Annotated in this window: 18 protein-coding genes; 5 read left to right on the top strand and 13 right to left on the bottom strand. The window is 72.7% G+C overall.

Going from position 1 to position 22,513, the window contains the following annotated elements; all coding sequences use genetic code 11:
- Window positions 1–26 precede the first annotated feature (26 nt).
- Window positions 27–614, bottom strand: a complete 588-nt coding sequence (locus AB0367_RS27235; protein WP_366229270.1) for a hypothetical protein — start codon at window positions 612–614, stop codon at window positions 27–29.
- Between the two features lie 111 nt (window positions 615–725).
- Between AB0367_RS27235 and AB0367_RS27230 the strand changes: the two genes are divergently transcribed.
- Window positions 726–2,126, top strand: a complete 1,401-nt coding sequence (locus AB0367_RS27230) for a trehalose-6-phosphate synthase (protein ID WP_366229269.1) — start codon at window positions 726–728, stop codon at window positions 2,124–2,126.
- 99 nt (window positions 2,127–2,225) lie between these two features.
- Window positions 2,226–4,781: a trehalose-phosphatase gene (gene otsB / locus AB0367_RS27225; RefSeq protein WP_366229268.1), complete on the top strand. Its 2,556-nt coding sequence runs from the start codon at window positions 2,226–2,228 to the stop codon at window positions 4,779–4,781.
- Window positions 4,782–4,878: 97 nt separating this feature from the next.
- Here the strand turns inward: otsB and cobA are convergent, their stop codons facing one another.
- The 5 genes from cobA to AB0367_RS27200 all read right to left on the bottom strand — a co-directional run bounded on the left by cobA (window position 4,879) and on the right by AB0367_RS27200 (window position 12,430).
- Window positions 4,879–6,081 (bottom strand): uroporphyrinogen-III C-methyltransferase, encoded by a 1,203-nt coding sequence (gene cobA / locus AB0367_RS27220; protein ID WP_366229267.1) that lies wholly within the window; start codon window positions 6,079–6,081, stop codon window positions 4,879–4,881.
- Window positions 6,078–7,121 carry a nicotinate-nucleotide--dimethylbenzimidazole phosphoribosyltransferase gene (cobT, locus tag AB0367_RS27215; protein WP_366229266.1) on the bottom strand — a complete coding sequence of 348 codons (1,044 nt, stop codon included), beginning with the start codon at window positions 7,119–7,121 and terminating at the stop codon, window positions 6,078–6,080. Before cobT ends, cobA begins: the two co-directional genes overlap by 4 nt.
- Window positions 7,115–8,140, bottom strand: coding sequence for an Rv2231c family pyridoxal phosphate-dependent protein CobC (gene cobC / locus AB0367_RS27210; protein ID WP_366229265.1), 1,026 nt, complete (start codon window positions 8,138–8,140; stop codon window positions 7,115–7,117). The genes cobT and cobC overlap by 7 nt, the downstream gene beginning before the upstream one ends.
- 178 nt (window positions 8,141–8,318) lie before the next feature.
- A complete protein-coding gene (locus tag AB0367_RS27205) occupies window positions 8,319–8,903 on the bottom strand; it encodes a GNAT family N-acetyltransferase (RefSeq protein ID WP_366229264.1) in 585 nt (194 codons plus the stop codon).
- The gene (locus tag AB0367_RS27200) at window positions 8,903–12,430 is read right to left on the bottom strand and encodes a cobyrinate a,c-diamide synthase (RefSeq protein ID WP_366229263.1); all 3,528 of its coding nucleotides are present in this window, start codon (window positions 12,428–12,430) and stop codon (window positions 8,903–8,905) included. Before AB0367_RS27200 ends, AB0367_RS27205 begins: the two co-directional genes overlap by 1 nt.
- Window positions 12,431–12,520: 90 nt before the next feature.
- On the opposite strand from AB0367_RS27200, the gene AB0367_RS27195 reads away from it, so the two are divergent.
- A complete protein-coding gene (locus tag AB0367_RS27195) occupies window positions 12,521–13,336 on the top strand; it encodes an SURF1 family protein (protein WP_366229262.1) in 816 nt (271 codons plus the stop codon).
- On the opposite strand, the gene AB0367_RS27190 is transcribed toward AB0367_RS27195, so the two are convergent.
- Together AB0367_RS27190 and AB0367_RS27185 are read right to left on the bottom strand one after the other, a co-directional pair.
- Window positions 13,318–14,874 carry an ATP-dependent DNA ligase gene (locus tag AB0367_RS27190; RefSeq protein ID WP_366229261.1) on the bottom strand — a complete coding sequence of 519 codons (1,557 nt, stop codon included), beginning with the start codon at window positions 14,872–14,874 and terminating at the stop codon, window positions 13,318–13,320. The genes AB0367_RS27195 and AB0367_RS27190 overlap by 19 nt on opposite strands.
- 40 nt (window positions 14,875–14,914) lie before the next feature.
- Entirely contained in the window at window positions 14,915–15,160 is a 246-nt protein-coding gene (locus tag AB0367_RS27185; RefSeq protein WP_366229260.1) for a hypothetical protein, read from the bottom strand.
- A 180-nt stretch (window positions 15,161–15,340) separates the two neighbouring features.
- Between AB0367_RS27185 and AB0367_RS27180 the strand changes: the two genes are divergently transcribed.
- Window positions 15,341–16,972, top strand: a complete 1,632-nt coding sequence (locus tag AB0367_RS27180; RefSeq protein ID WP_366229259.1) for a GGDEF domain-containing protein — start codon at window positions 15,341–15,343, stop codon at window positions 16,970–16,972.
- Between the two features lie 112 nt (window positions 16,973–17,084).
- On the opposite strand, the gene AB0367_RS27175 is transcribed toward AB0367_RS27180, so the two are convergent.
- Together AB0367_RS27175 and AB0367_RS27170 are read right to left on the bottom strand one after the other, a co-directional pair.
- Window positions 17,085–17,303 (bottom strand): hypothetical protein, encoded by a 219-nt coding sequence (locus AB0367_RS27175; protein WP_350545152.1) that lies wholly within the window; start codon window positions 17,301–17,303, stop codon window positions 17,085–17,087.
- Window positions 17,304–17,617: 314 nt separating this feature from the next.
- Entirely contained in the window at window positions 17,618–17,947 is a 330-nt protein-coding gene (locus tag AB0367_RS27170; RefSeq protein WP_366229258.1) for an MmcQ/YjbR family DNA-binding protein, read from the bottom strand.
- A 235-nt stretch (window positions 17,948–18,182) separates the two neighbouring features.
- On the opposite strand from AB0367_RS27170, the gene AB0367_RS27165 reads away from it, so the two are divergent.
- A complete protein-coding gene (locus AB0367_RS27165; protein ID WP_366229257.1) occupies window positions 18,183–18,860 on the top strand; it encodes a hypothetical protein in 678 nt (225 codons plus the stop codon).
- On the opposite strand, the gene AB0367_RS27160 is transcribed toward AB0367_RS27165, so the two are convergent.
- From AB0367_RS27160 to AB0367_RS27150, 3 genes are all read right to left on the bottom strand, one after another.
- Window positions 18,835–19,617, bottom strand: coding sequence for a hypothetical protein (locus tag AB0367_RS27160; protein ID WP_366229256.1), 783 nt, complete (start codon window positions 19,615–19,617; stop codon window positions 18,835–18,837). The two genes, AB0367_RS27165 and AB0367_RS27160, sit on opposite strands and share 26 nt — an antisense overlap.
- Window positions 19,618–19,870: 253 nt before the next feature.
- Window positions 19,871–20,107, bottom strand: a complete 237-nt coding sequence (gene csrA / locus AB0367_RS27155) for a carbon storage regulator CsrA (protein ID WP_366229255.1) — start codon at window positions 20,105–20,107, stop codon at window positions 19,871–19,873.
- Between the two features lie 152 nt (window positions 20,108–20,259).
- Window positions 20,260–22,461, bottom strand: a complete 2,202-nt coding sequence (locus AB0367_RS27150) for an MMPL family transporter (protein WP_366229254.1) — start codon at window positions 22,459–22,461, stop codon at window positions 20,260–20,262.
- Window positions 22,462–22,513 lie beyond the last annotated feature (52 nt).

The following is a 22,513-nucleotide window of genomic DNA, read 5'->3' as shown; positions in this document are numbered from 1 at the left end:
GTGAGTACTGCGCCCCCAAATCGGCCCTACTCGGCCTGCGGATTGGCCTGGATGGCGGGGGCGATGAAGTTCTGCTTGCCTGCGACCTTCAGAGCGGTCGGGGTGACCGTGTACGTGGTGTCCTCGTTGGTGACGCTCCACGTCCGGTTGCCCTTGGCGACCACGCCCGGGCGCAGCAGGCCGTTCACCCCTTCCTTCGGGATCTCGCCGTCGTCGAAGAACGCGTCCTTCTTGTCGTGGCCCTGATACCACAGCCCCGATCCGTCAGCCTCCTGGCAGATCCACACCTCCTGGTTCTTGGCCGTGCGGATGTACTGCACCAGCATCAGGGGTGTCGCCGTCTTCGGGTCCTGCGCCTTCGCCGCCTGGCTGATGAAGCCCGGGCACTGGGTAGACCCGGTCGTCGGCGGGCGGCGCGAGGACGCGGCGGAGGTCACGCCGGTCGGAGGTGCCAACGGACCGTCATCGGATGCTGACTTATCCTCATCGATGTAACGCAGGCCCAGCACGTATCCGAAGAGCGCACCGAGGACCGTAAGGATGAGCAACGAGAGCAGGACGACGGTGAAAGTCCGGCTCGACTCCTGCGCGGGCCCGGCCCCGTAGCGCGACATGCACAGCAGGATCGCATCTGTGAGCCAGCACTCCGCATGCTGCCAGGCTGCTACGGGGATCAGTAGGCTGAAAGTACGAGTGGTTGATCACCCAAGAGGAGGACACGACACGTGGCTGGAAACAGTGCATTCGTGGTGGTCGCCAACCGGCTGCCCGTCGACAAGGTGGTCGGCCCGGACGGGGCGGCAACCTTCCGCAGGAGCCCGGGTGGGCTGGTGACCGCGCTCGAACCTGTGCTCCAGCAGCGCGACGGCACCTGGGTGGGCTGGCCGGGCGGCGCCGGGGACTCGGACATGCCGGGGGAGGCGTTCGAGGCCGGCGGGGTGCAACTGCACGCCATCTCACTCAGCGCGGGCGAGATCGAGCGGTATTACGAGGGCTTCTCCAACTCGAGCCTCTGGCCGCTCTACCACGATGCCGTCGAGACGCCGATCTTCAAGCGCCGATGGTGGGAGTCGTATCGCCTGGTCAACGAGCGCTTCGCCAAGGCGGTCGCCGACGACGCGGCACCGGGCGCCACGGTGTGGGTCCAGGACTACCAGCTCCAGCTCGTGCCGGCCCTGCTGCGCGAGACCCGGCCCGATCTCAAGATCGGGTTCTTTCTGCACATCCCGTTTCCGCCGGTCGAGCTGTTCATGCAGCTGCCTCGCCGCGCCGACATCCTCAAGGGTCTGCTCGGCGCCGATCTGGTCGGTTTCCAGCGGCCACTGGGCGCGCAGAACTTCGTCCAGCTGGCCCGGCACCTGCTGGGCACCCGCGTGCGGCGCGGCATCGTCGAGTGGGAGGGGCGCACCGTGCGCGCCGAGGCCTTCCCGATCTCAATCGACGTCGATGAGATGCGCCGCCTCGCCGCGTCACCGGAGGTGCAGGCCAGAGCGACGGCGATCCGCACCGAGCTCGGCGATCCGCGCACCATCATCCTCGGCGTCGACCGGCTCGACTACACCAAGGGGATCGAACGAAGGCTGAAGGCTTTCCGGGAACTGCTGTCGGAAGGACGACTCACGGCGCCCGAGACGGTGATGGTACAAGTGGCTACGCCGAGCCGGGAGCGGGTGGAGCACTACCAGACACTGCGGGTGAACGTCGAGCGCGAGGTCGGGCGGATCAATGGCGAGTACGGACGAGTTGGCCAACCGGCGGTGCACTATCTCCATCAGTCGTACAGTCGGGCTGAGCTGGCCGCGTTGTACGTCGCGGCCGACGTCATGATGGTTACTCCGCTGAGGGATGGGATGAACCTGGTGGCCAAGGAGTACGTCGGCGCGCGCGCCGACGGCGGTGGCGCCATCGTGCTGTCGGAGTTCGCCGGCGCCGCGGCCGAGCTGCGCCAGGCGTTCCTGTGCAACCCGCACGATCTCGACGGGGTGAAAGACGCACTCATGCGTGCGATTCACGTCGACCCGGTCGAGGGGCGCAAACGGATGCATGCTATGCATTCCCACTTGCGCGCGCACGATGTCCGCAGTTGGGCGGATGCGTTCCTCGACGCACTCGGCGCCGCATCATGAACCGTCCGCCGACCCGGCGCCGGTTCAACAGCGCGAGACAACCGTCCCGGCACCCTGAACGCACAAACGACCTCCATCGCTCCCACGAACAGGCCGGACATGAACCAGACCTCGGCGACAGGCACCGTCCTCTCGCTCGACCCGGACCTCCGCGCGGCTGTGCTTCGCGTCGCCCGCGTGCCCAACCTCTTGGTGGCATGTGACTACGACGGCACCCTCGCGCCGATCGTCGCGGACCCCACCAAGGCGACCCCGACCGCCGAATCCGTAGCCGCCGTACGCGCGCTGTCGTCGTTACCGCAGACGACGGTCGGCGTGATCAGCGGACGGGCTCTGCGCGACCTCGCCGCCCTGTCCCGCCTCCCCGCCGAGGTTCGCCTGGTAGGCAGCCACGGCTCCGAGTTCGACGTCGGTTTCGTCGACGAGCTTCCGCCCGAGCGCCAGCAGCGCCGCGCCGAGTTGCAGGCCGCACTCAACGCCATCTGCAACAACCAGCCAGGCGTACGCCTGGAGAGCAAGCCGGCCAGCATCGCCGTGCACACCCGGGCCGCGCCGCGCGACGTGGCCCAGCGGGTGTTCGACGCGGTCCGCAGCGGCGCCGCGCTGTGGCCGGACATCGAGGTGACCACCGGCAAGGAGGTCATCGAGCTGTCGGTGGTGCCGACCGACAAGGGCCTGGCCGTCGACGCGCTGCGCATGCAGGCGTCCGCGAGCGCGGTCGTCTACCTGGGTGACGACGCGACCGACGAGAAGGCCTTCGCCCGCCTGCACGGCCCGGACCTGGGCATCAAGGTCGGCGGCGGCGACGAGACCCAGGCGCGGTTCAGCATCGACGGGGCACAGGAGGCCGTCGCGGTGCTGGAGCTGCTGCTGTACACCCGGCGGCGCTGGCTCTTCGGCGAGCAGGCGGTGCCGATCGAGCGGCACTCGATGCTGTCCAACACGCACACGGTCGCGCTGCTCACGCCGGCCGCCCGGGTCACCTGGCTGTGCCACCCCAAGCCGGACTCGGGCGCGGTCTTCGCCGACCTGCTCGGTGACACCGCGGCGGGGCACTTCACGGTGCAGCCGGAGAAGGGCGGGATCCCGCTCGGGCAGCGGTACCGCCCCGGGACCATGACCGTCGAGACCCGCTGGTCGGGGCTCACCGTCACGGACTGGCTCGACCACCACCGCACCGGCAACTCGCTGATCCGCGTGCTGTCCGGCAGCTCACGAGCGCGCATCGACTTCGTTCCGCGGCCGGACTTCGGCCAGGTGCACATCCGCTTACAGCCGCTCGGCGACGACGGCCTGCTCGTGCTCGGCTCCAACGAGCCCATCGTGCTGTACTCCCCCGGCATCGAATGGGACATCAGCTCCGACGGCCACAGCGACCTGGCCCGCGCCACGGTCGACCTGGGCGCCATGGGCGGCAGCGCGATGCTCGAGCTGCGGCTGGGCACCGACTCGATCGAGGCGCCGCGGGTGCCCCTCGCGGAGCGGCAGGTCGCCGCCGAGCAGGCCTGGCGGGACTGGTCGGACGCGCTGAAGCTGCCCTCGGTCGCCAAGGACCTGGTGCGCCGCAGCGCGCTCACGCTGCGCGGGCTGTGGCACAAGCCGACCGGCGCGATCCTGGCCGCGGCGACCTCGTCGCTGCCGGAGGAGATCGGTGGCTCCCGCAACTGGGACTACCGGTACTGCTGGCTGCGTGACGCCTCGCTGACCGCCAAGGCCCTCGTCGACCTCGGCTCGACCGAGGAGGCGGAGTCGCTGGTGCGCTGGACGCTGCGCGTCGCCGACAACACCGACGGGCACCCGGAGCGGCTGCACCCCCTGTACACGCTCGACGGCACCGAGCTCGGCCCCGAGGCCGTGATCGAGGCGCTGCCCGGCTACGCGGGCTCCCGCCCGGTGCGCATCGGCAATGCCGCCAACGGCCAGGTGCAGCTCGACGTGTTCGGCCCGGTCGCCGACCTGATCTGCACCCTGGCCGACGTGCGCCCGCCCGAGGAGGGCGACTTCACGCTCATGGACGCGATGGTCGAGGCGGTCGAGCGGCGCTGGCACGAGCCGGACCACGGCATCTGGGAAGCCCGCCGCCGGCCCCGGCACTACGTGTACTCGAAGGTCATGTGCTGGATGACCGTGGACCGCGGCATCCAGCTCTTCGAGCGGCAGGGCCGGCCGGTGCCCGACGGCTGGCACACGCTGCGCAAGACCATCGCCGACAACGTGCTCGACAAGGGCTGGAACGAGAAGGCCGGCGCGTACACGGTCGCCTACGGCTACGAGGAGATGGACGCCTCGGTGCTGTGGATCGGCCTGTCCGGCCTGCTGCAGGACGACGACCCGCGGTTCCTGGCCACGGTGCTCGCCGTCGAGGCCGAGTTGCGCGAGGGTCCGACCGTCTACCGGTACCGCTGGGACGACGGCCTGCCGGGCGTCGAGGGCGGCTTCCACCTGTGCACCACGTGGATGATCGAGGCATACCTGCGCACCGGCCGCCGGGCCGACGCGGAGGAGCTGTTCGCGCAGTTCATCGAGTGCGCGGGCCCGACGGGGCTGATCCCGGAGGAGTACGACCCGATGACCGAGCGGGCGCTGGGCAACCACCCGCAGGCGTATTCGCACCTGGGCCTGATCCGCTGCGCGCTGGAGCTCGACCGCTCGTAGCCGTGCTTGTTGCTGATCTTGCAGTTGTGGTGCCGGGACACTCCGCGGATGTCCGAGTTTGTCGGCACCACAACTGCAAGATCGACGCCCGGGTTGTTCAGGTCGCGAGCGCGTCCACGACCGGACCGATCACGATCACGGCCGGCGGGCGCATCGCCGCCTCCTTGGTCGCGTCGGCGACCGTGGACAGCGTCGCCCGTACGATGCGCTGATCCCGGGTCGTCCCCTCCTGGATCACCGCGACCGGCGTGTCCGGCGCCCGTCCGTGCTCCTGCAGCACCGCGGCGATCGCCGGCAGGTTCTTCAGCCCCATCAGCACGCACACGGTGCCCCGCAGCCGGGCCAGCGCCGCCCAGTCGACCAGCGACTCGGCGTGGTCCGGCGCCAGGTGGCCGGAGACCACCGTGAACTCGTGCGCGACCCCGCGGTGCGTCACCGGGATGCCGGCCGCGGACGGCACCGCGATCGCGCTGGTCACCCCTGGCACCACGAGCACCGGCACGCCCGCCTCGGCGCAGGCCAGCAGTTCCTCGCCGCCGCGGCCGAAGACATACGGGTCGCCGCCCTTGAGCCGCACGACGAACTTCCCGGCCTGGGCCTGGTCGACGAGCACCCGGTTGATCTCCTCCTGCGCCGCCGAGGGCCCGTACGGGATCTTCGACGCGTCGACCAGTTCCACCTCGGGACGCAGCTCGTCCAGCAGCAGGCCGGCCGCGAGCCGGTCGACCACGACCACGTCGGCGGCGGCGAGCAGCCGGCGGCCGCGCACGGTCAGCAGCTCGGGATCGCCCGGGCCGGAGCCGACGAGCGCGACCGAGCCCCGCCGGGCCTCGGCGTGGGCCGTGTCGAGCCCCCCGGTGGCCAGCTGCTCGCCGATCGCGTCGCGGACCGCGACCGCGCGGACCGGGTCGCCACCGGCGAGGACCGCGACGGTGACCGGGCCGTGGCGGGTCACCGCGGGCGTCCAAGCGGTCGCGGCGTGGCGGTCGTCGGCGCGGACGGTGAAGATCCGCTTGGCCGCCGTCACCTCGCTGATGGCCTGGCCGGCCTCGGGGTCGTTCACGGCGACGTGGACCAGCCACGCGTCGTCGGCGTCGGCCGGCTCGAACCGGCGGGGCCGCCAGTTGAGCCGACCGGCGTCGACGTGGGCTTGCAGCGCGGGGGTGATGTGCGGGGAGACGAGCACGACGTCCGCGCCCGCGTCGAGCAGAGCGGGCACGCGCCTGGTGGCGACGGCGCCACCGCCGACCACCAAGACGCGTAAGCCGTCGAGTTGCAGGCCGAGGGGGTAGGGGTTCACTTGTGGGCTACTCCAGCAGAGTCGAAAGTGGCGACTTCGTGCAACACGCGAACAGCACTGGCCACGATCGGCAGCGCCAGGACGGCGCCCGTGCCCTCGCCAAGGCGCAGGCCGAGGTCGACGAGTGGTTCGAGCTCAAGATAGCCCAGCGCGACGGTGGCGCCCGGCTCGGCCGACCGGTGCCCGGCCACCATGGCCCCCACCGAGCCCGGCGCGAGGGCGTGCGCGGCGAGCGCGGCCGACGCGGCGATGACGCCGTCGAGGACCACCGGCACGCGCAGGGCGGCGGCCCGCAGGATGTACCCGGTCAGCGCCGCGTGCTCCAGCCCGCCGACCGCGGCCAGGATGTCGATCGGATCCTCGGCGTTCAGCCCGACGACCGCGGACGTGACGACCGCGACCTTCCGGGCGTGCGTCTCGCTGTCGATGCCGGTGCCGAGCCCGGTCACGGCGGCCGGGTCGGCGTGCGTGAACGCCGCGATCAGCGCCGCCGACGGCGTGGTGTTGGCGATGCCCATGTCGCCGGTGAGCAGCGCCCGGGCGCCGCCGGCGACGAGGTCCTCGGCGACCTGCATGCCGGCCTCGATCGCGCGTACGGTCTCCTCGCGCGTCATCGCCGGCTCGACGCTCAGATCCCGGGTGCCGGCCCGCACCTTGCGGTCGAGCAGCGCCCCGGCCGGCTCCAGCGTGGCCTTCACGCCCACGTCCACGACGGTGACCGGCACGCCGGCCTGGCGCGCGAAGGCGTTGACGACCGCACCGCCGGCCACGAAGTTGGCCACCATCTGCGCGGTGACCTCCTGTGGCCAGGGCGTGACGCCCTGCTCGTGCACGCCGTGGTCGCCGGCGAAGATGGCGAGCGCCGCCGGCTGCGGGATCGGCGGCGGGCACACGCCGGCGAGCCCGGCCAGGCGTACCGACAGGGCCTCCAGCGCGCCGAGGGAGCCCGCTGGCTTCGTCAGGCGGCCCTGCAGCGCCCGGGCGGCCGTGATGGCCTCGTCGTCGAGCGGCCGGATCGCGGTGATCGTCTCGTTCAGCATGTTGGCCCTCCCACTAGGTTCGACAACACCGCGACGAAGGCGTCACTCGTGGCAGTGTCCCGCACGGCAATACGTAACCAGTCCGGGCCCAGTCCCGGGAAGGTTTCGCCACGTCGCACCGCGAACCCGCGCTCGCGCAGCGCGGCGCGCACCCGCTCGCCGCCCGCCACCTTGATCAGCACGAACGAACTCGACGGCCGCCCGGCGACCCGGACCCCGGCCCGCTCGAGCGCCCCGACGAGGTGCGCGCGGTCCGCGACGAGCCGCTCGGCGATCTCACGCTCCGTGTCGACCGCCCGGGCCGAGGCGCAGGCGAGCGCGGCGGCGAGGGCCGGCGTGGAGACGCTCCACAGTGGAGCGTGCTCGCGCAGCCGGTCGAGCAGGCCGGCCGGCCCCAGCACATACCCGATCCGCAGCCCGGCCAGCCCCCACGTCTTGGTCAGGCTGCGGATGACGAGCAGCCCTGGCAGCTCGCGGTCGCCCGACAACGACTCCGGCTCGCCCGGCACCGTGTCGGCGAACGCCTCGTCGACGACGGTGATCCGGCCGTCCCGGGCGATCGCGGCGATGTCCGCGGCCGGGTGCAGGACCGATGTCGGGTTTGTCGGATTGCCCACGATCACCAGGTCGGCGTCGTCGGGGATGGCCGGATCGATGAGCCGAAAGCCGTCCCGCTCCCGCAGCAGCACCCGCTCCACCGCGTGGCCCGCGGTCAGCAGCGCCGACTCCGGCTCGGTGAACTGCGGGTGCACCACCACCGCCCGCCGCGGCCGCAGCGCCTGGGCCAGCAGCGTGAACGCCTGCGCCGCCCCGGCGGTCAGCAGCACCTCCTCCGGTGCCCGCCCATGGCGCCGCGCGATGGCGGCCGTGGCCTCGGCCGGATCCGGGTATCGCGCCAGGTGCGCCAGCGACGCCGCGATCGGCCCGGTCAGCCAGGACGGCGGCGCCTCCTGCCGGACGTTGACCGCCAGGTCGACGAGGCCCGGCGCGACCTCCGCATCGCCGTGAAACCGCAGCATCAGGCGATCGTCGCGTATGACGGGTCGAATTGTCCCAGCTCAAGATTGTGATCGCGCGCACGATGCGGGTGGCCGGCGGCTTCCTCAGCTCCTGCGGACCCGGCGCGCGGCCGACGAGTTCAGCCGATGTGCTCCTGTCGCGGACAGCCGCCGAAAGGCCCGCCGGCGGCTTGTGGGTTCACCGGATGTCGGACGGGAGCAGCGACCAGCTCTCCAGGTCGACGCGCCCGCTGGCGAGCGAGCCCGCGTTACGCAGGAGGCCCTCATAGGTGAACCCGGCCTTCTCCGCCACCCGCCGCGACGCCACATTGCCGGGTGCCACACGTAGCTCGATGCGCTGGAACCGGTGCTCCAGCAGCAGCGACAGCGCTAGCACGTCGACCGCCTCGGGGGCCACGCCGTATCCGCGGGCATCGGCCGCCACCGCGTAGGCGATCTCGGTCGACCGCGTCAGCCAGTCGGTGTTCTTCGTCCACAGGCACCCGACGAGCCGCTCGTCCTCGCGCCGCACGATCCCGAAGTGGTCACCGGCCCCGCTGTCCCGCCGCTCGACCGCGAGCTCGGTGCACCACGCGTATCCGTCGAACTCGTCCAGCTCGTCCAGTTCATCCTGCGCCACCGGCAGCCAGCGCCGCACGAGCCGGTCGGCGAAGATCTCGGTGACCCGCTTGTCGTCGTCGGCACACAGCGGCCGCACGGTCAGCCGCGGCGTCTCGACCACCAGCGACGGAAATCGTCGCAGCGCCACCGACCACGTCGCCACTAGGCGGCCTCGCTCGAACCACCGGCCGGCGGCTTCCCGCCACCGCTGCCCGCACCACCCGCGTCACCGTCGGAGCCCCCGGAACCGGCCACACCCTCACCAGGCCGGAAACCGACCAGCCCTTCGGCGCCCTCGACCCCGAGCCCGCCCTCTGCAGACCGGGAGTCGGAGAGGTCCCCGGCGCCCAGAGAGCCGGGCGCGGCATCGACGGACCGGGAGCCGGAGGCAGGGCCGGCGGGCGCGGAACCGGGCGGCGCGGACACGGGGACCGGCCCGGACGGCGATCCCGAAACAGGCGAAGAAGGCACAGAACCGGACACTACCGAACCGGGCGGCCCCGAGACCGGCACCGACACGGGCGCGGCCGGAATCGACGCGATTTCGACAGATGACCCGGACGAGGGCGGTGCCGAAACCGGCGGCGCGGACACCGGAGCCTGCTCCGGAAGGCCGGCGCCCGGAAGCGACGGCGAAGGGTACGTCCCGGGCCCATCGCCGGGCGAGGGCACGAGCTCCGACTCTGCGGCGGGCATGGCGGTGACGCCGACCGGCGCCGCGGAAACCGGGGCGGGCGCCCGCGGCATGGGCGCCGACGAGACGGGCATCGCCGCCGAGGTGGCCGGGCTGATCATCCCTGCGGGCCGCACCCCCACGGCCGGCGGTGTCGATACCGGATGAGCGGCGGAACCCCCCGGCGCGGGCGAAACCGGCCGGGCGGCGGACGCCGGCTCGGCGGCAGACAGCGGCTGCGCAGTGGAGGGCCGGGAGGGCACGGTCGGCGGCGAGATCGCTACGGTCGTCGGCACAACCCCAGACGATGGCAGGCCCGCGGCCGTCACGGGGCCGTTCGAGCCGGAAGGCACCCCTACGCTCGCCTCATCCATCGCGGTGGGCAGCGTGTCACCGGGCAGGGCCGCCGCCGCATCCTCGTCAGCGCCATCAGCCGGGCCGGCCGACCAGGGCCCGGACGTCACCAAGCCCACGGCGGGCAGCCCGGGCCCGGACCGCGCAACACCCGGCTCACCCAAGTCGCCATCGCGAAACCAGTCCGCTTCGTCCGATACAACAGAAATGTCGGACATGTCCGCAATACCCGAGGAAACCCGCTTCGCCGCCGACCCGGCAGAGCCCGAACCCTCCGAGCCCGCCCCGCCCGAGGCGGAACCGGCAAACCCTGGACCCGCGAACCCCGGACCGGCGGACCCCGGACCGGCAGAGTCCCGATCCACAGAGCCCGGACCCACAAAGCCCGGACCCGCCAACAGCGGCGCGCCCGCCACCGCCGTCGCGGATGACTGGCCCGCGGGCGCCGAAAGAGCGGACGTCGGAGCCGCTGACAACGGACCCTCCGACGCCAGGACCACCGGCGACGCGGAATCCGCCGCCGCGGACGCGGGCGATACGGAGACCGGCGACACGGAAGCGGACGCCGGAGGTGCGGACGGCGCAGCGGCCGACGACGGGGCGGAGGACACGGGCGTGGACGAGGCCGGGAGCGCGGAGGCCGAAGACGAGGCGAGGGCGACCGGCTCCGACAGGGACGGTGAGGTCCACGACAACGGCATCGCGGGGCCGAGCCCCGGCCCGAACGGCGACGACGCGCCCGGCGAGGTCGGCGCGTTCGCCGGCACGCCGGAAGCCGCCACGGCGCCGAACGTCGAGCCGGGCACCGCGGACGTAGCGGACACCGGGGACGAGACAGGCCCGGCGGAGAGGACCGGCCCCGGCGACCAGCCGGCGGCCGGGGAGGAGACGGAGACCGGAGGCGAGCTGGCGGCCGGGGACGAGACGGAGACCGCGGACGAGCCGGCCGCGGTGAGCGGGGGTGACGGAACGGCCGGCGCGACGGCGGCCGGGTCGAAGGCGGGCGGATCGGCGGCGAGCGGATCGGCGGCAAGCGCGGCGATCGAGCCGGGGCCGCCCGGGCTGGACAGGATCGAGCCGGGGATGGCCGAGCCGGGCAGGCGCGGCGGCGCGGCGGGCTCAGGCGCGGTGTAGTCGGCCGTGTAGCTCGGGGCGCCGGCGGCGGCCGGGACGCCGGTCACCAGGGCCGTGGGGAAGGTCAGCTGCGGCACGGACGGCCGCCCATACGGACTGGTCGACGGCGTGCTCCACTGGCCCGGCGCCGGCGCGGCGGTCGCGCTGGCCGCGGCCACGAAGCGGGACGCGATCGACGGCGCGCCGGCCCAGTGCAGGCCCAGGTAGGAGGCGTGCACGCCGCGCTGGACGAAGCCCTCGGCCGGGCCGCCGGCCCACGTCCAGGCGGCCTGTTGGCCCGCGCGCGGTGTGATGGTCGTGCGGTGCATCTTGTGGCCGATGACCTGCGCGCCGACCGGCAACAAGACCGACGAGGATCGGGCGGTGGCCTCGCGATAGCCGAGGACGACCAGGTCGGTGTCGCGGGCGGAGGCGTCGACAACCCCGCACATCGGGCGGCCGTTGTAGTCGCGGCACAGCCAGACGAGGCCGGCACCCTCGGCCGCGATCGGCTTGCCGGCCGCGGCGTGCGCGGCGACGGCGGAGCGGAGGCGGCCGTTGAAGGTGAGCTCCTCCGCGTAGGACTCGGGCAGCGCTGCGCCGATGACCAGGCCGTCGACGTTGGCCGGCAGCGCCTCGTCGCGCAGCGGGTCGAACGGCACGACCTCGGCGCCGGCGGCGGTGAGCAACTCGGCAGTCTCCGGATAGGCGAAGGCGACGCCCACGACGGGCCGGCGGCCGATGCGCGTGGCCGCGAGCGAGGACGCGGCGGCGTCGCTCGCGCCGGCCGCGGCCACCTCGGCCTCGGCATTCCACGCGTCGGAGATCAGCCGGGGCGCGGAACGGGCCAGCGCCATGGTGCGGTCGATGTCGACGGCGCTGGCGATGACCTCGCCGAGGCGGCGCACGGCGCGCACGGCGTCGATGTTGTGGTGCACGACCGGGGCGACCCCGTGGTGGCGGGACGGCAACGGGGCCCCGGCGTCGCCGGCGTCGCTGAGGGCGTGCCTGCGCAGGGCGCCCAGGACGGGCACCCCGATGTCGTCGAGCGCCTCGCGCAGCAGCTGCTCGTGGCGGCTGGAGGCGACCCGGTTGAGGATCACGCCGCCAAGCCAGAGCAGCTCGTCGTAGGCGCGGAAGCCGTGCACGAGGGCGGCGACCGACTGGCCCATCGCGCCGACGTCGACGACCAGGATGACGGGGGCACGCAGCAGGCCGGAGATCTGCGCCGTGGACTCGCTGTCGGTGCGCCCGGCGAGGCCGTCGAACAGCCCCATCGTGCCCTCGACCACGGCGATGTCCAGCGACGTGGCGCCATGGGCGAACAGCGGTCCCATCCGCTTGGCCCCGACCAGGCGTGGGTCGAGGTTGCGGCCCGGGCGGCCGGCGGCCAGGCCCAGGTAGGCGGCATCGACGTGGTCCGGCCCGATCTTGAACCCGGCGGCCCGGTAGCCGCGGGCCGACAGCGCCGCGAGCAGGCCGACCGACACGGCCGTCTTGCCATGACCGGACGACGGCGCGCTGATCACCAGCCGCGGGATCGTGCTCATGTGCTCCTCCGGCGCTAAGGCGTAGGTGTGTCCCGGACGATACCGAACGGGCGCCACCCCGGCCGTCCGGAATGGGGCGGGATACTGTGCATGGTTGTGTACCGGTTTCTCGCGACGCCCCGCTGGCTCGGCTACGCCGCGCTGACGGTGGCCGCAGCGACCGTCATGGTGCTGCTCGGCCTCTGGCAGCTTGACCGCTATCACCAGCGGGCCGAGATCAACGCCCGGATCGAGGCGGGCACGTCGGCGGCGCCCGTGCCACTGACCGGCGTGGTCGGCGCGCCGTCCGGGGCGGCGGGGACGGTCGGGCCGCCGCCGGCGGAGCACACCGAGTGGACGCGGGTGACGGTGACGGGCCGCTACGACTCCGCCCATGAGATCCTCGTGCGCGGCCGCACCGTCGAGGGCGCGGTCGGCTTCGAGGTGCTCACCCCGCTGGTGCTGAGCGACGGCACGGCGGTGCTGGTCGACCGGGGCTGGGTGCGCCCGGCCGCGGCCGGCGCCCTCACGGCCCCCGAGGTGCCCGCGGCGCCGAGCGGCAACGTCACCGTCGCCGGGCGGCTGCGCCCGGCGGAGAGCCGGGGCGGCCCGCCGCAGGAGGTCAACGGCCGCACGGAGGTCCGCCGGATCACGCCCTCGGCGATCGCCCCCGCGCTGCCCTACGCGCTCTTCGACGCCTACGTGAGCTCGGACGAGCCGGCGCCGGGCTTCACGACGGTGCCGGCCCAGAAGCAGAACGCGCTGCAGAACGCCGGCTACGTGCTGCAGTGGTGGCTCTTCGCCGCGATGACCCTCTACGGCTTCGGCTACCTCGCCCGCCGGGAGGTCCGCGGCCCGCGCCCGGCGAACCTGCTCGACGACGAGGCCGATGAGGAGGAGGAAGCGGCTCACGGCGCTTCCCGCTGAGCGGCGGTGCCACGGTGGATCGCGCGGACCGCGTCAATGGTGTCCGCCTCCTCGGGGCGTTTGTCCTCCCGATACCGCAGCACGCGTGCGAACCGCAGCGTCACCCCGCCCGGATAGCGCGGTGACGTCTGCACCCCGTCGAAGGCCACCTCGACCACCAGCTCGGGCCGCACCCGCACGACCCACTCGGACGCGGCAGCGTCCTCGACGGCCAAGGCCCGCAGCCGCTCGGTCTGCCACCGCAGCATCTCGTCGGTCATGCCCTTGAAGGTCTTGCCCAGCATCACGAACCCGCCGCCGTGCGGGTCGCGGGCGCCTAGGTGGAGGTTGGACAGCCAGCCCCGGCGCCGCCCGTGGCCCCACTCGACGGCGAGGACCACCAGGTCGAGCGTGTGCCGGGGCTTGACCTTGACCCAGGCGGCACCGCGGCGGCCCACGTCGTAGGGCGCGGCGGCCGACTTGATCACCAGGCCCTCGTGCCCGGCCGCGACCGCGAGCGCGAATGCCTCCTCCGCCTCGTCGGCCGTGGCGAGCATGGTGCGCCCGACCCGCATCCGCTCGGGGACCACGCGATCCAGCGCCGCCCAGCGCGCCGAGGCCGGCTCGTCGAGCAGGTCCGCGCCGTCCAGGTGCAGGATGTCGAAGAAGAACGGTCGCAGGACCGACAACCCGTCGCGGCGCGCGGCCCGGCTCGAGGTCTCCTGGAAGGGGATGGCCCGGCCGCTGTCCGGGTCGACGCCGACGGCCTCGCCGTCGAGCACGATCGAGGACACGTCCAGCGCGGCGACGGCGGCGACCACGCCCGGCACGCGCGCGGTGAGGTCGTCGAGGCTGCGGCTATACACCGAGATCGCGGAGCCGGAGCGATGCACCTGGATGCGCACGCCGTCGATCTTTTCGTCGGCGGCGGCCGGGACGCCGGTGGCCGCGAGGGCCTCGGTGGCGTTGGGGGCGCTGGAGGCGAGCATCGGCGAGAGCGGCCGGCCGACCGTGAGCCGGTAGGCGTCCAGCGCATCGGCCCCGCCGAGCAACGCGGAGACCGCGACGGTCCTGAGGTCGCCGGCCAGCAGCAGGGCCCGGCGCACCGCCGTGGAGGGGATCCCGGCCGCCCGGGCCAGCGCGTCGGCCAGCAGCCCGGCCTGCGCGCCCTGGCGCAGCTCGCCGCTGAGCAGCCCGACGAGGAGCCGCCGCTCGGCGTCGGTCGCCGCGCCGAAGAGGGCCGCGACCTCCGCGCGACGGGCGGCCTGGGAGCCCTTGCCGGACAGCTGCGAAATCCGCTCGAACGCGATGTCGACGTCGGCGACGCTCAGCGAGGCCTCGGCGGCGGGCGGGGGCAGGTCGCGGAGGCTCGCGTAGCCGACCCCGGTCTGGCGCTGGCGCAGCTCCCCGCAGAGGTAACCGGCGCCGGCGGAGACAGTGCGCTCGTCGCCGGACCCGGCCAGGCCCCGCAGGGCGGCCGCGAGCAGCTCGATCTTGGCGTTGCGGGCGGGCGTCGCCGCCACCGCCCTCGATACCGTGGCCAGCTCGTCGAATCGCATACCCCGGATTCTGCCCCGGGGGTACGACAGAAAATGAGGATCAGCGGTGGGCGCGGACGTAGGCCCGGCGCACGGCGTCGAGGACCCAGCCCATCCGGCCGACGGCGGTCTCCGGGTGCTCGCCGAACTCGTGGGCGACCAGCGCCGCGCACCCGCGCGGCCCATGCCGGCGGACGCTGAGCATGACCGCGCGGCGGATGCGCTCCGGGTCGAGCGGCTCCGACGACTGCACGTCCGACACGAAGAGCGCCTCGGCGCGGACGTGTTCCAGAAGCTGCGGCGTCATGACTTGCTCCCTTCGCCTTGGCCAAGTCCACGCTCCCGCCGGAGCACCGCCGTGTCCTCCGGGTTGCGGACAGGGAGGTATCGGACAGGCGACACCGGCACGGCGTTGTGACCGGGAACAAACTGTGGATCATCCGACTGGACGATGAGCCTCGAGATTTTGATGACGGAGAATGGTCGCGTGACCGCAATCCGTGACCAAAGGCCGCTGTGGGCGGTCTTCGTCGCGCTCGGTACGGTGACCGCCGCGGCGTTCGTCGCGCTGTTCGCGCTCGGGGCGGCGCCCTGGCTCGCCGGCGGCCTGTACACCGGGCTGTCCGCGCTCACGGCCGCCACGGTCCTGTACGCCACCCGGCGCTACCGTTCGCCCGGCCATGCGGGCGAGCTGACCGGCTGGTATCTGCTCGGCGCCGGCCAGCTCGCCTACGCGGCCGGCGACTCGATCTACCTCGCGCAGAGCCTGGTCCACGGCTCGACCGCGTTCCCGAGCGTCGCCGACGCCCTGTACCTGGCGCAGTACCCCCTGATCATCGGCGCGCTGGTGAGCTTCGTGCGCCGCCGGACGCCGGGACGGCGCACCCCGGCGCTGCTGGACGCCGGCATCCTGGCCACCGCCGCCGGCCTGCTGTCGTGGGTGTACCTCATCGGCCCGCTGACCGAGGCGGCGGACATGACCACGCCGGCCCGGCTGGTGACCGTGGCGTATCCGCTGGGCGACCTGCTGGTCCTCGTCATCGGCCTGCGCCTGTTGCTCGGCGGCGGCGCCCGCTCCCCCAGCTACCTCATGCTGCTGGCCGGCCTGTGCACGATGCTCGCCGGCGACACCTCGTTCACGCTGCTCGGCGGCGGCGCCCGCGGCTGGGAGTGCTTCCTGTGGCTGCTGACGTACACCCTGCTCGGCGGGGCCGCGCTGCACCCCTCCATGCGCCGCGTCGACGACCCACCGGCGCGGCGAGCGACCGACATGACGTCCGCGCGCCTGGTCGCCCTGGCTGCCGCCTCACTGCTTGCCCCGGTCGTACTCCTGGTGCAGTACGAAACCGGCAGGACGCGCGACGTCCCGGTGATCGCCGTCGCGTGCGCGCTGCTGTTCCTGCTGGTGCTCGGGCGGATGGCCGGCCTCGTCGCGGACCAGCGCCGGCTCGCCGCTACCGACCTGCTGACCGGGCTGCACACCCGGCGGGCGTTCGAGGAGCACCTCCGCGCGCGGCGGGGCGCCCGGCCCTTCGGCGTGATCCTGCTCGACATCGACCACTTCAAGCGCATCAACGACTCGTTCGGCCACCCGGCCGGCGACCGGGTACTGCGGGAGGTCGCCGACCGGCTGCGCGCCGCGGCCGGCCCCGGCGTGGCCGTCGCGCGCTACGGCGGCGAGGAATTCGCCCTGCTCGTGCCGAGCGCCGAAGCGACGCGGACGGCCGAGCTCGCGGACCGGCTGCGCTCGGCCGTGAGCGGCGGCCCGGTCGACGTGGGCGGCGGTGTCCTCCGCGCGGTCACGGTCTCCGCCGGTACGGCGGTGCTGCCGGCCGACACCGCGGTGCCGGACGAGCTGATCCTGCTGGCCGACCGGGCGCTCTACGCGGCCAAGCGGGCCGGCCGCGACCGGGTCGTGGCCGCCGGCACGTTGCCGCCGCCGGCCGCCGCGGTGAGCCGGCGCCCGTCCGACACCGACGAGTGGCCCGCCCCGCTACCGCGCCGGCGCCCGACCCTGGCGATCGATCCGCCACTCAGCGACGAACGCCGCCCGCCCACGCACGATCCGGCGCTCTCCGCTCGCGCGACGGTGCACCGACGCGGCCGCCTCGTGGGCTGATCGTGCCGGTGCTACTGCCCCGATGGACCGCCGACCGCCGGAACGCGGCGTGGCGCCGCGGCAACGCCACGACGCCACACTCCCCCCGCTCAGCAGGGATCGTCCAAAGTCCTCAGCCGCGCCACTCGAAGCCCGACTCGACGACGACCTTGTCCGCCGTCGCGGCGATCCGATCCGCGAAACGGTTCGCGTGGTGCCCGCAGAAGGCCAGCTCGCCGGCGGTACCGAAGGTCACCGTCAGCTTGGCCGCCGCGCCGCAGCTGTCGCAGCGCTCGCTGGCCAGCTCGGGGACGACGTGAACGGCCGGGCGCGAGATCAGCATCGGGGTCATCTCGGTCTCCTCGGGCTCGTAACGGATGGTGGCAATCCGATGTGTGACATTTCCGCGTGTTGCGGCTGACCAAACCAACACTACGTTCGTCTGAATTGCGCGCCCAGTTCGTAAGCGTTTGCTCTTGGTCACAACCCGGTTGCCATGATCAACCGTTCGACGATTCGACATCAGGTATACAGCCAGATTGCTTATCGCCAGGTCTAACGCACGCAACGCGGGCAGGGTCTGCCGATCGCCGGGCCCGCCATCGGTGCCGGCCGCCGTCCACAGCGGTGCCGACCGGGTCAGCGTGGCCCCGGTGCGCCCTACCCTTAGGGCCCGCTCGTGCCGTAGGCCACGTCGATGCGCTCCTCCACGTCCTCCCAGTCGGGGTCGGTGAGGTCGATGCCGATCCAGCCGCGGTGGCCGACGTAGGGCGGCCTGAAGTACACCCGCGGATCCTCGGCGATCAGGAGCTCCTGGACGCCCTCAGGCGCCGCGCACCACAGGTGCGGGAACCGGTTCTGATGGTGGCCGTCCGGCCAGACCTGCACGAACGCCCTCCGGGCGCGCTTGAACAGCGGCGTGCCGTGACTGACGTGCTCGCTGACGCCCGGCAACGCCAGGCAGATCGCCCGCACCCGCGTCACCACCTCGATCATGGATTCCACCCTAGACGGGACGGTGTCGGCCAGGGTTCGACTGTCCTGCGGTGCAGCACGGGTGCCGACGAGCGCAGTGCCGTGAGCGACGACAACCTGCTGTATCGCGCGCTGGGCGCGGGGCTCTCGGCGTACGTCACCGCCTGCCGTCCGCTTGGGCAGGTCTGGCAGCCGATTCGGTTGGTTGCGTGCGGTGGACCTTCGTTGTTCAGGACTCCAGCGAGATCATTCTCGGATGGAAGAGCTGACCGTGACGCGGTGGCGCAAATACGGCAAAGACCGGCTGTACGTCTCCACGCCCGGCGGCACGCGGGTGGGCTGGCACGACCTCCTATCAGGCGAAACACACGTAGAGGCAACCGCTGATCGGGACACCGTGATGGCGGCAATCGCGCACTGGAGGGAAAACGCCTCGCCCACTGCCGACAACGTCGTCGTGACGCAACGCGGCGCGGCTGCTCCTCCCGCCGCCGAGCCAGCGCCGGGCGACGCTCTCACCGCCGTTCGGCCGCACGAACCCACTGCCACAGATGTCGAAACAACGTCAACCGGCACCGAGTCGATCGCGTCGCAGAGCTCGCCCGCGATCTGCGACGAGCCTGCGGCGGCCGTCGAAGACTGGGAGGACCTCGCACTCCGCCGTGCCGGCGCCGAGGCTCGCGAGCAGGCTGTCGCACTGCGGCAAGCGGCGCCGGTGAGGACCTTTCTCGCGCGGGTCCTCGGCGTGCACACGGCATGCGGCTCGGCAAGTGGCTGCAAGCCCGCCCCGACGCGTTCGACGAGGCCACAATCGAGGCGGTATTCCAGGCAGCCCGACGATCAACGACGTGGCGCCCACAGCCGCCGAAGGCAACCCGACCCAAGTCCTGAGCCACAGCACCGTTGGCTCAATTGGTGCCGTACTGCTGCTTGAGCGTCAGGTAGTCGCCGAGGCCGAGGCCCCGGTAGGCGGTCGAGCAGTCCGGCAGCCCGTCGGTCATGGTCAGCACCGAGTGCTGCGCGTACGCGACGTGGCCGAGGCCGAACGCGTGCCCGAACTCGTGGGTCACCGTGCCCTCGAGGTCCCAGCGGTTGCTGCAGGAGGGAGGCGTGGTGAGGAAGAACAGGCCCTCGGTGTCGTCGATCAGGATGTCGGTCTCGACGCTGCGGCCGTTCTCCTTCGGGCCGTACCACCAGATACACGTGACCGCGAGCAGCCCGTGCTTGAGCGGGCCGAAGGACACGGCGTTGTGCCCGTCGCGCTCGCCGCACCCGCCAGACGACGTGACGCCCGCGACGCGGTCGGTCTTGCCGTCGTACGACTCCTGGATGCCCAGGTTCTCCGGCAGGCCGCAGTCGTTGCGCCCGATGTCAACGGACGTGGCCGCGCTGCGCAACGCGTTCACGACGGCCGTGCGGTCGCCGAGGTACGCCGGGATCGTCCGCTCGTTCACCCGCCACTTGAGCTCGTTGCGCCAGCGCATGCCCAGCCATGTGCCGGCCGGGTCCGCGCACCGGCGCCCGCCCATCGCCGCCTCGGCCGGCTGTCCGGTCGGCGGCCCCGGGACCACGATCGCGAAGCGGTCGGTCCGCGTCGTCATAGGCGGCTCGCCCACGAGCCAGGCCGCGCAGAGGACCAGCGCAAGCAGCGCCCGCAGGAATGCCGCCAGACCATTGCCGGCCTTTGGCACAGACCCATGCTGATCCGCGGTACGGGACGCCATGGCCGGCTGGATTCCCTTTGGCGCCGGATCGACACCCACCCAGCGGCCCGGTCGCCGGGTGATCGTCGGCGACATCGCTTCCGCGACCGCTCAGGAGGCGGCCGCGCGCGGCCACGCGCAATCGTCTTCGAGCTCGCCCGCTTGCGGGTCAACGCCGGCCGCATGGCGACCTCGGGCCGATGAGGCTGCGTCAAACCGGGGAACGGGGTGACCGGCCCGCCTACTTGCTGTCGGTGCGCAGCATGCGGCTCAGTGCCCGCACGGCGACATCGCTGGGCGAGGCGGTCTCACGGTTGGCCTTCCGCAGCTCGCGGTACACCTCTTCGCGGTGGACCTGGATGCTGCGGGGTGCCTTGATGCCCAGCCTTACCACATCGCCGCGCACGTCGAGCACGGTGATGACGACGTCGTCACCGACCATCACGCTTTCACCGGGACGTCGGGTCAGGACGAGCACAAGCCGCTCCTATCGCTGGGCGATAGGCGAACAGTACCCGAATTGTCGGCCGCGCCGGGCGGGAAACGGAAGGATGACGGAAGCGCAGGGCCGGCGTGTGTTGTTTCCACACGCCGGCCCATCAGCACTTTCGCGGCACCCCGGAGGAAACCTCAGCGGGTGGCGACCAGCTCGCCTTCGACCTCGCGGGCCCGGTGCGCCGGCGCGTGGCGGGGGCGCATGAACCGTGGTGCCCACCAGTTGGCATTGCCCAGCAGGGTCATCAGCGAGGGCAGCACGACCGCCCGGATGATCGTCGCGTCGAGCAGGATCGCCGCGGCCAGGCCGACGCCGAGCTGCTTCATGTCGACCGTGCTCAGTGTGGCGAAGATGGAGAACACCGCCACCATCACCACGGCCGCGCTGGTCACCACGCCGGCCGAACCCGAGATGCCCTGTGCCACGGCCTCGCGGGTGCTCAGGCCCCGGCGCACCGCCTCGCGGATCCGGCTGACCACGAAGACGTGGTAGTCCATCGACAGGCCGAACAGAACCACGAAGAGGAACAGCGGCAGCCAGGACACCACCGCGTCCATGGACTTGAAGCCCAGGATGCCTTCGGCCCAGGTGCCCTGGAAGATGAGCACCACCAGGCCGTAGGAGGCGGCCGCGGAGAGCATGTTCAGCGCGATGGACGTCAGCGCGACCACCACCGAGCGGAACGTGAAGGCCATGACCACGAACGTCAGCACCAGCACGAAGCCCATGACCAGCGGCAGCTTCCGCTGGATGTGCTCGGCGTAGTCGAGGTCGGCCGCGACGAACCCGCCGACGGCGATCTCCGCGCCCGGCACCGCGCCGAGCGCCTGCGGCACCAGCTGGGTGCGCAACCGGGTCAGCGACTCCTTGGCCTGGTCGGAGCGGCCCTCGAACGGCGTGGCGACGTCGAGCACGGCGACCCGGCCGTCCTTGGAGACCCGCACGTCCGGCTCCTGGTCCAGGGGCGCGAACAGCGGGTCCGCGGCGGCCTTCTGGGCCAGCTGGGTGAGCGCGGCCCTGGTCGCGTCGAGCTGCCCGGCCGGGACGCGGACCGCGACCATGTGCACCGTGCCGTTGCTCGGGAAGGCCTTCACCAGCCGGTCGTACGCCTGCATCGCCGGCGTGGTGCGCGGCAGGTCCTCCATGCCGGGGAACGTGAGCCGCATGCTCAGCGCGGGTGCGGCGAGCGCCAGCAGGGCCAGCACCGACACCGTCAGGGTCGCGGCGGGCCGGCGCAGCGCGGGGCGCAGCAGGACCGACCAGAGCCGGGATCCCTTCTCGTCGGTGCGCGGGCGGGTGAGGCGCCACAGCAGCGGCACACGCGGCCGGTCGATCCAGCGGCCGAGCTTGGACAGCAGCGCCGGCAGCACGGTCAGCGAGCCGAGCACGGCGACCAGCACGACCAGGATCGAGCCCAGCGCCAGGGACGAGAAGACCACGTCGCCGGCGAGGAACAGCCCGGCCATCGCGATCGTCACGGCGATGCCGGAGACGACGACGGCGTGCCCGGAGGTCTCGGCGGCGATCTCGACGGCGTCGAGGTGGGCCCGGCCCTTCGCCCGCTCCTCGCGCTCGCGGCGCAGGTAGAACAGGGAGTAGTCGACGCCGACGGCCATGCCGATCAGCAGGATGACGCTGGAGGTGGTGTCGGTCGACGGGACCAGGTGCGAGGCCAGGGTGGACAGGCCGAGGGCGGCGGCGACCGACGACAGGGCCAGCAGCACCGGCACACCGGCGGCGATGAGCGCGCCGAAGGCCACGATGAGGATCGCGAAGGTGACCGGCAGGCTGAGGTACTCGGCCTTCTTGAAGTCCTTGCCCAGCGTGTCGTCCATCGCCTTGGAGATCGACGGTCCGCCGGTCTCCTCCACGCGCAGGTCCGGGTGGCGGCTCTGCACGTCGGCGGTGGCCTTCATCAGTGGCGCGAAGCGGTCCTGCGCGGTGTCCGGGTCGCCCTTCATGGTGACCTGCACGAGCACGGCGGTCTTGTCGTGCGACGGCAGCGGGTCGCTGACCGCCTCGACCTCCGGCAGCGCCTTCATCGCGGCGGTGACGTCGGTTGCCGCGCGCATCGCGGCGTCGGTGTCCAGGGCGCCGGAGCGGGCGGTGATGAGCACGCTCTCGGTCGCCGGGTTGTCGAAATGCCCGTCGTCGGCGATGACGCCGGCCCGGCCGGATTCCCCGATGGCCTGGTCACGGCTGGTGGCCTCGACGGTCCCCGCCATGTTTCCGCCCACGAAGCAGACGGCGACGAACACGACCCAGAATGCGATGGCGCGCCACGGATGCTCCGCGCTCCAGCGCGCGACCCGAACGGTGATCGGTCTCTTCTCCACGCCGGAAACGCTATGGATCGGCGGCCTCGCGGACATCCGGGCCGCACCCCGC

This window comes from Dactylosporangium sp. NPDC051484 (assembly GCF_040689395.1).
Taxonomy (GTDB): domain Bacteria; phylum Actinomycetota; class Actinomycetes; order Mycobacteriales; family Micromonosporaceae; genus Dactylosporangium.
This window is presented reverse-complemented; position numbering and strand designations above follow the sequence as displayed.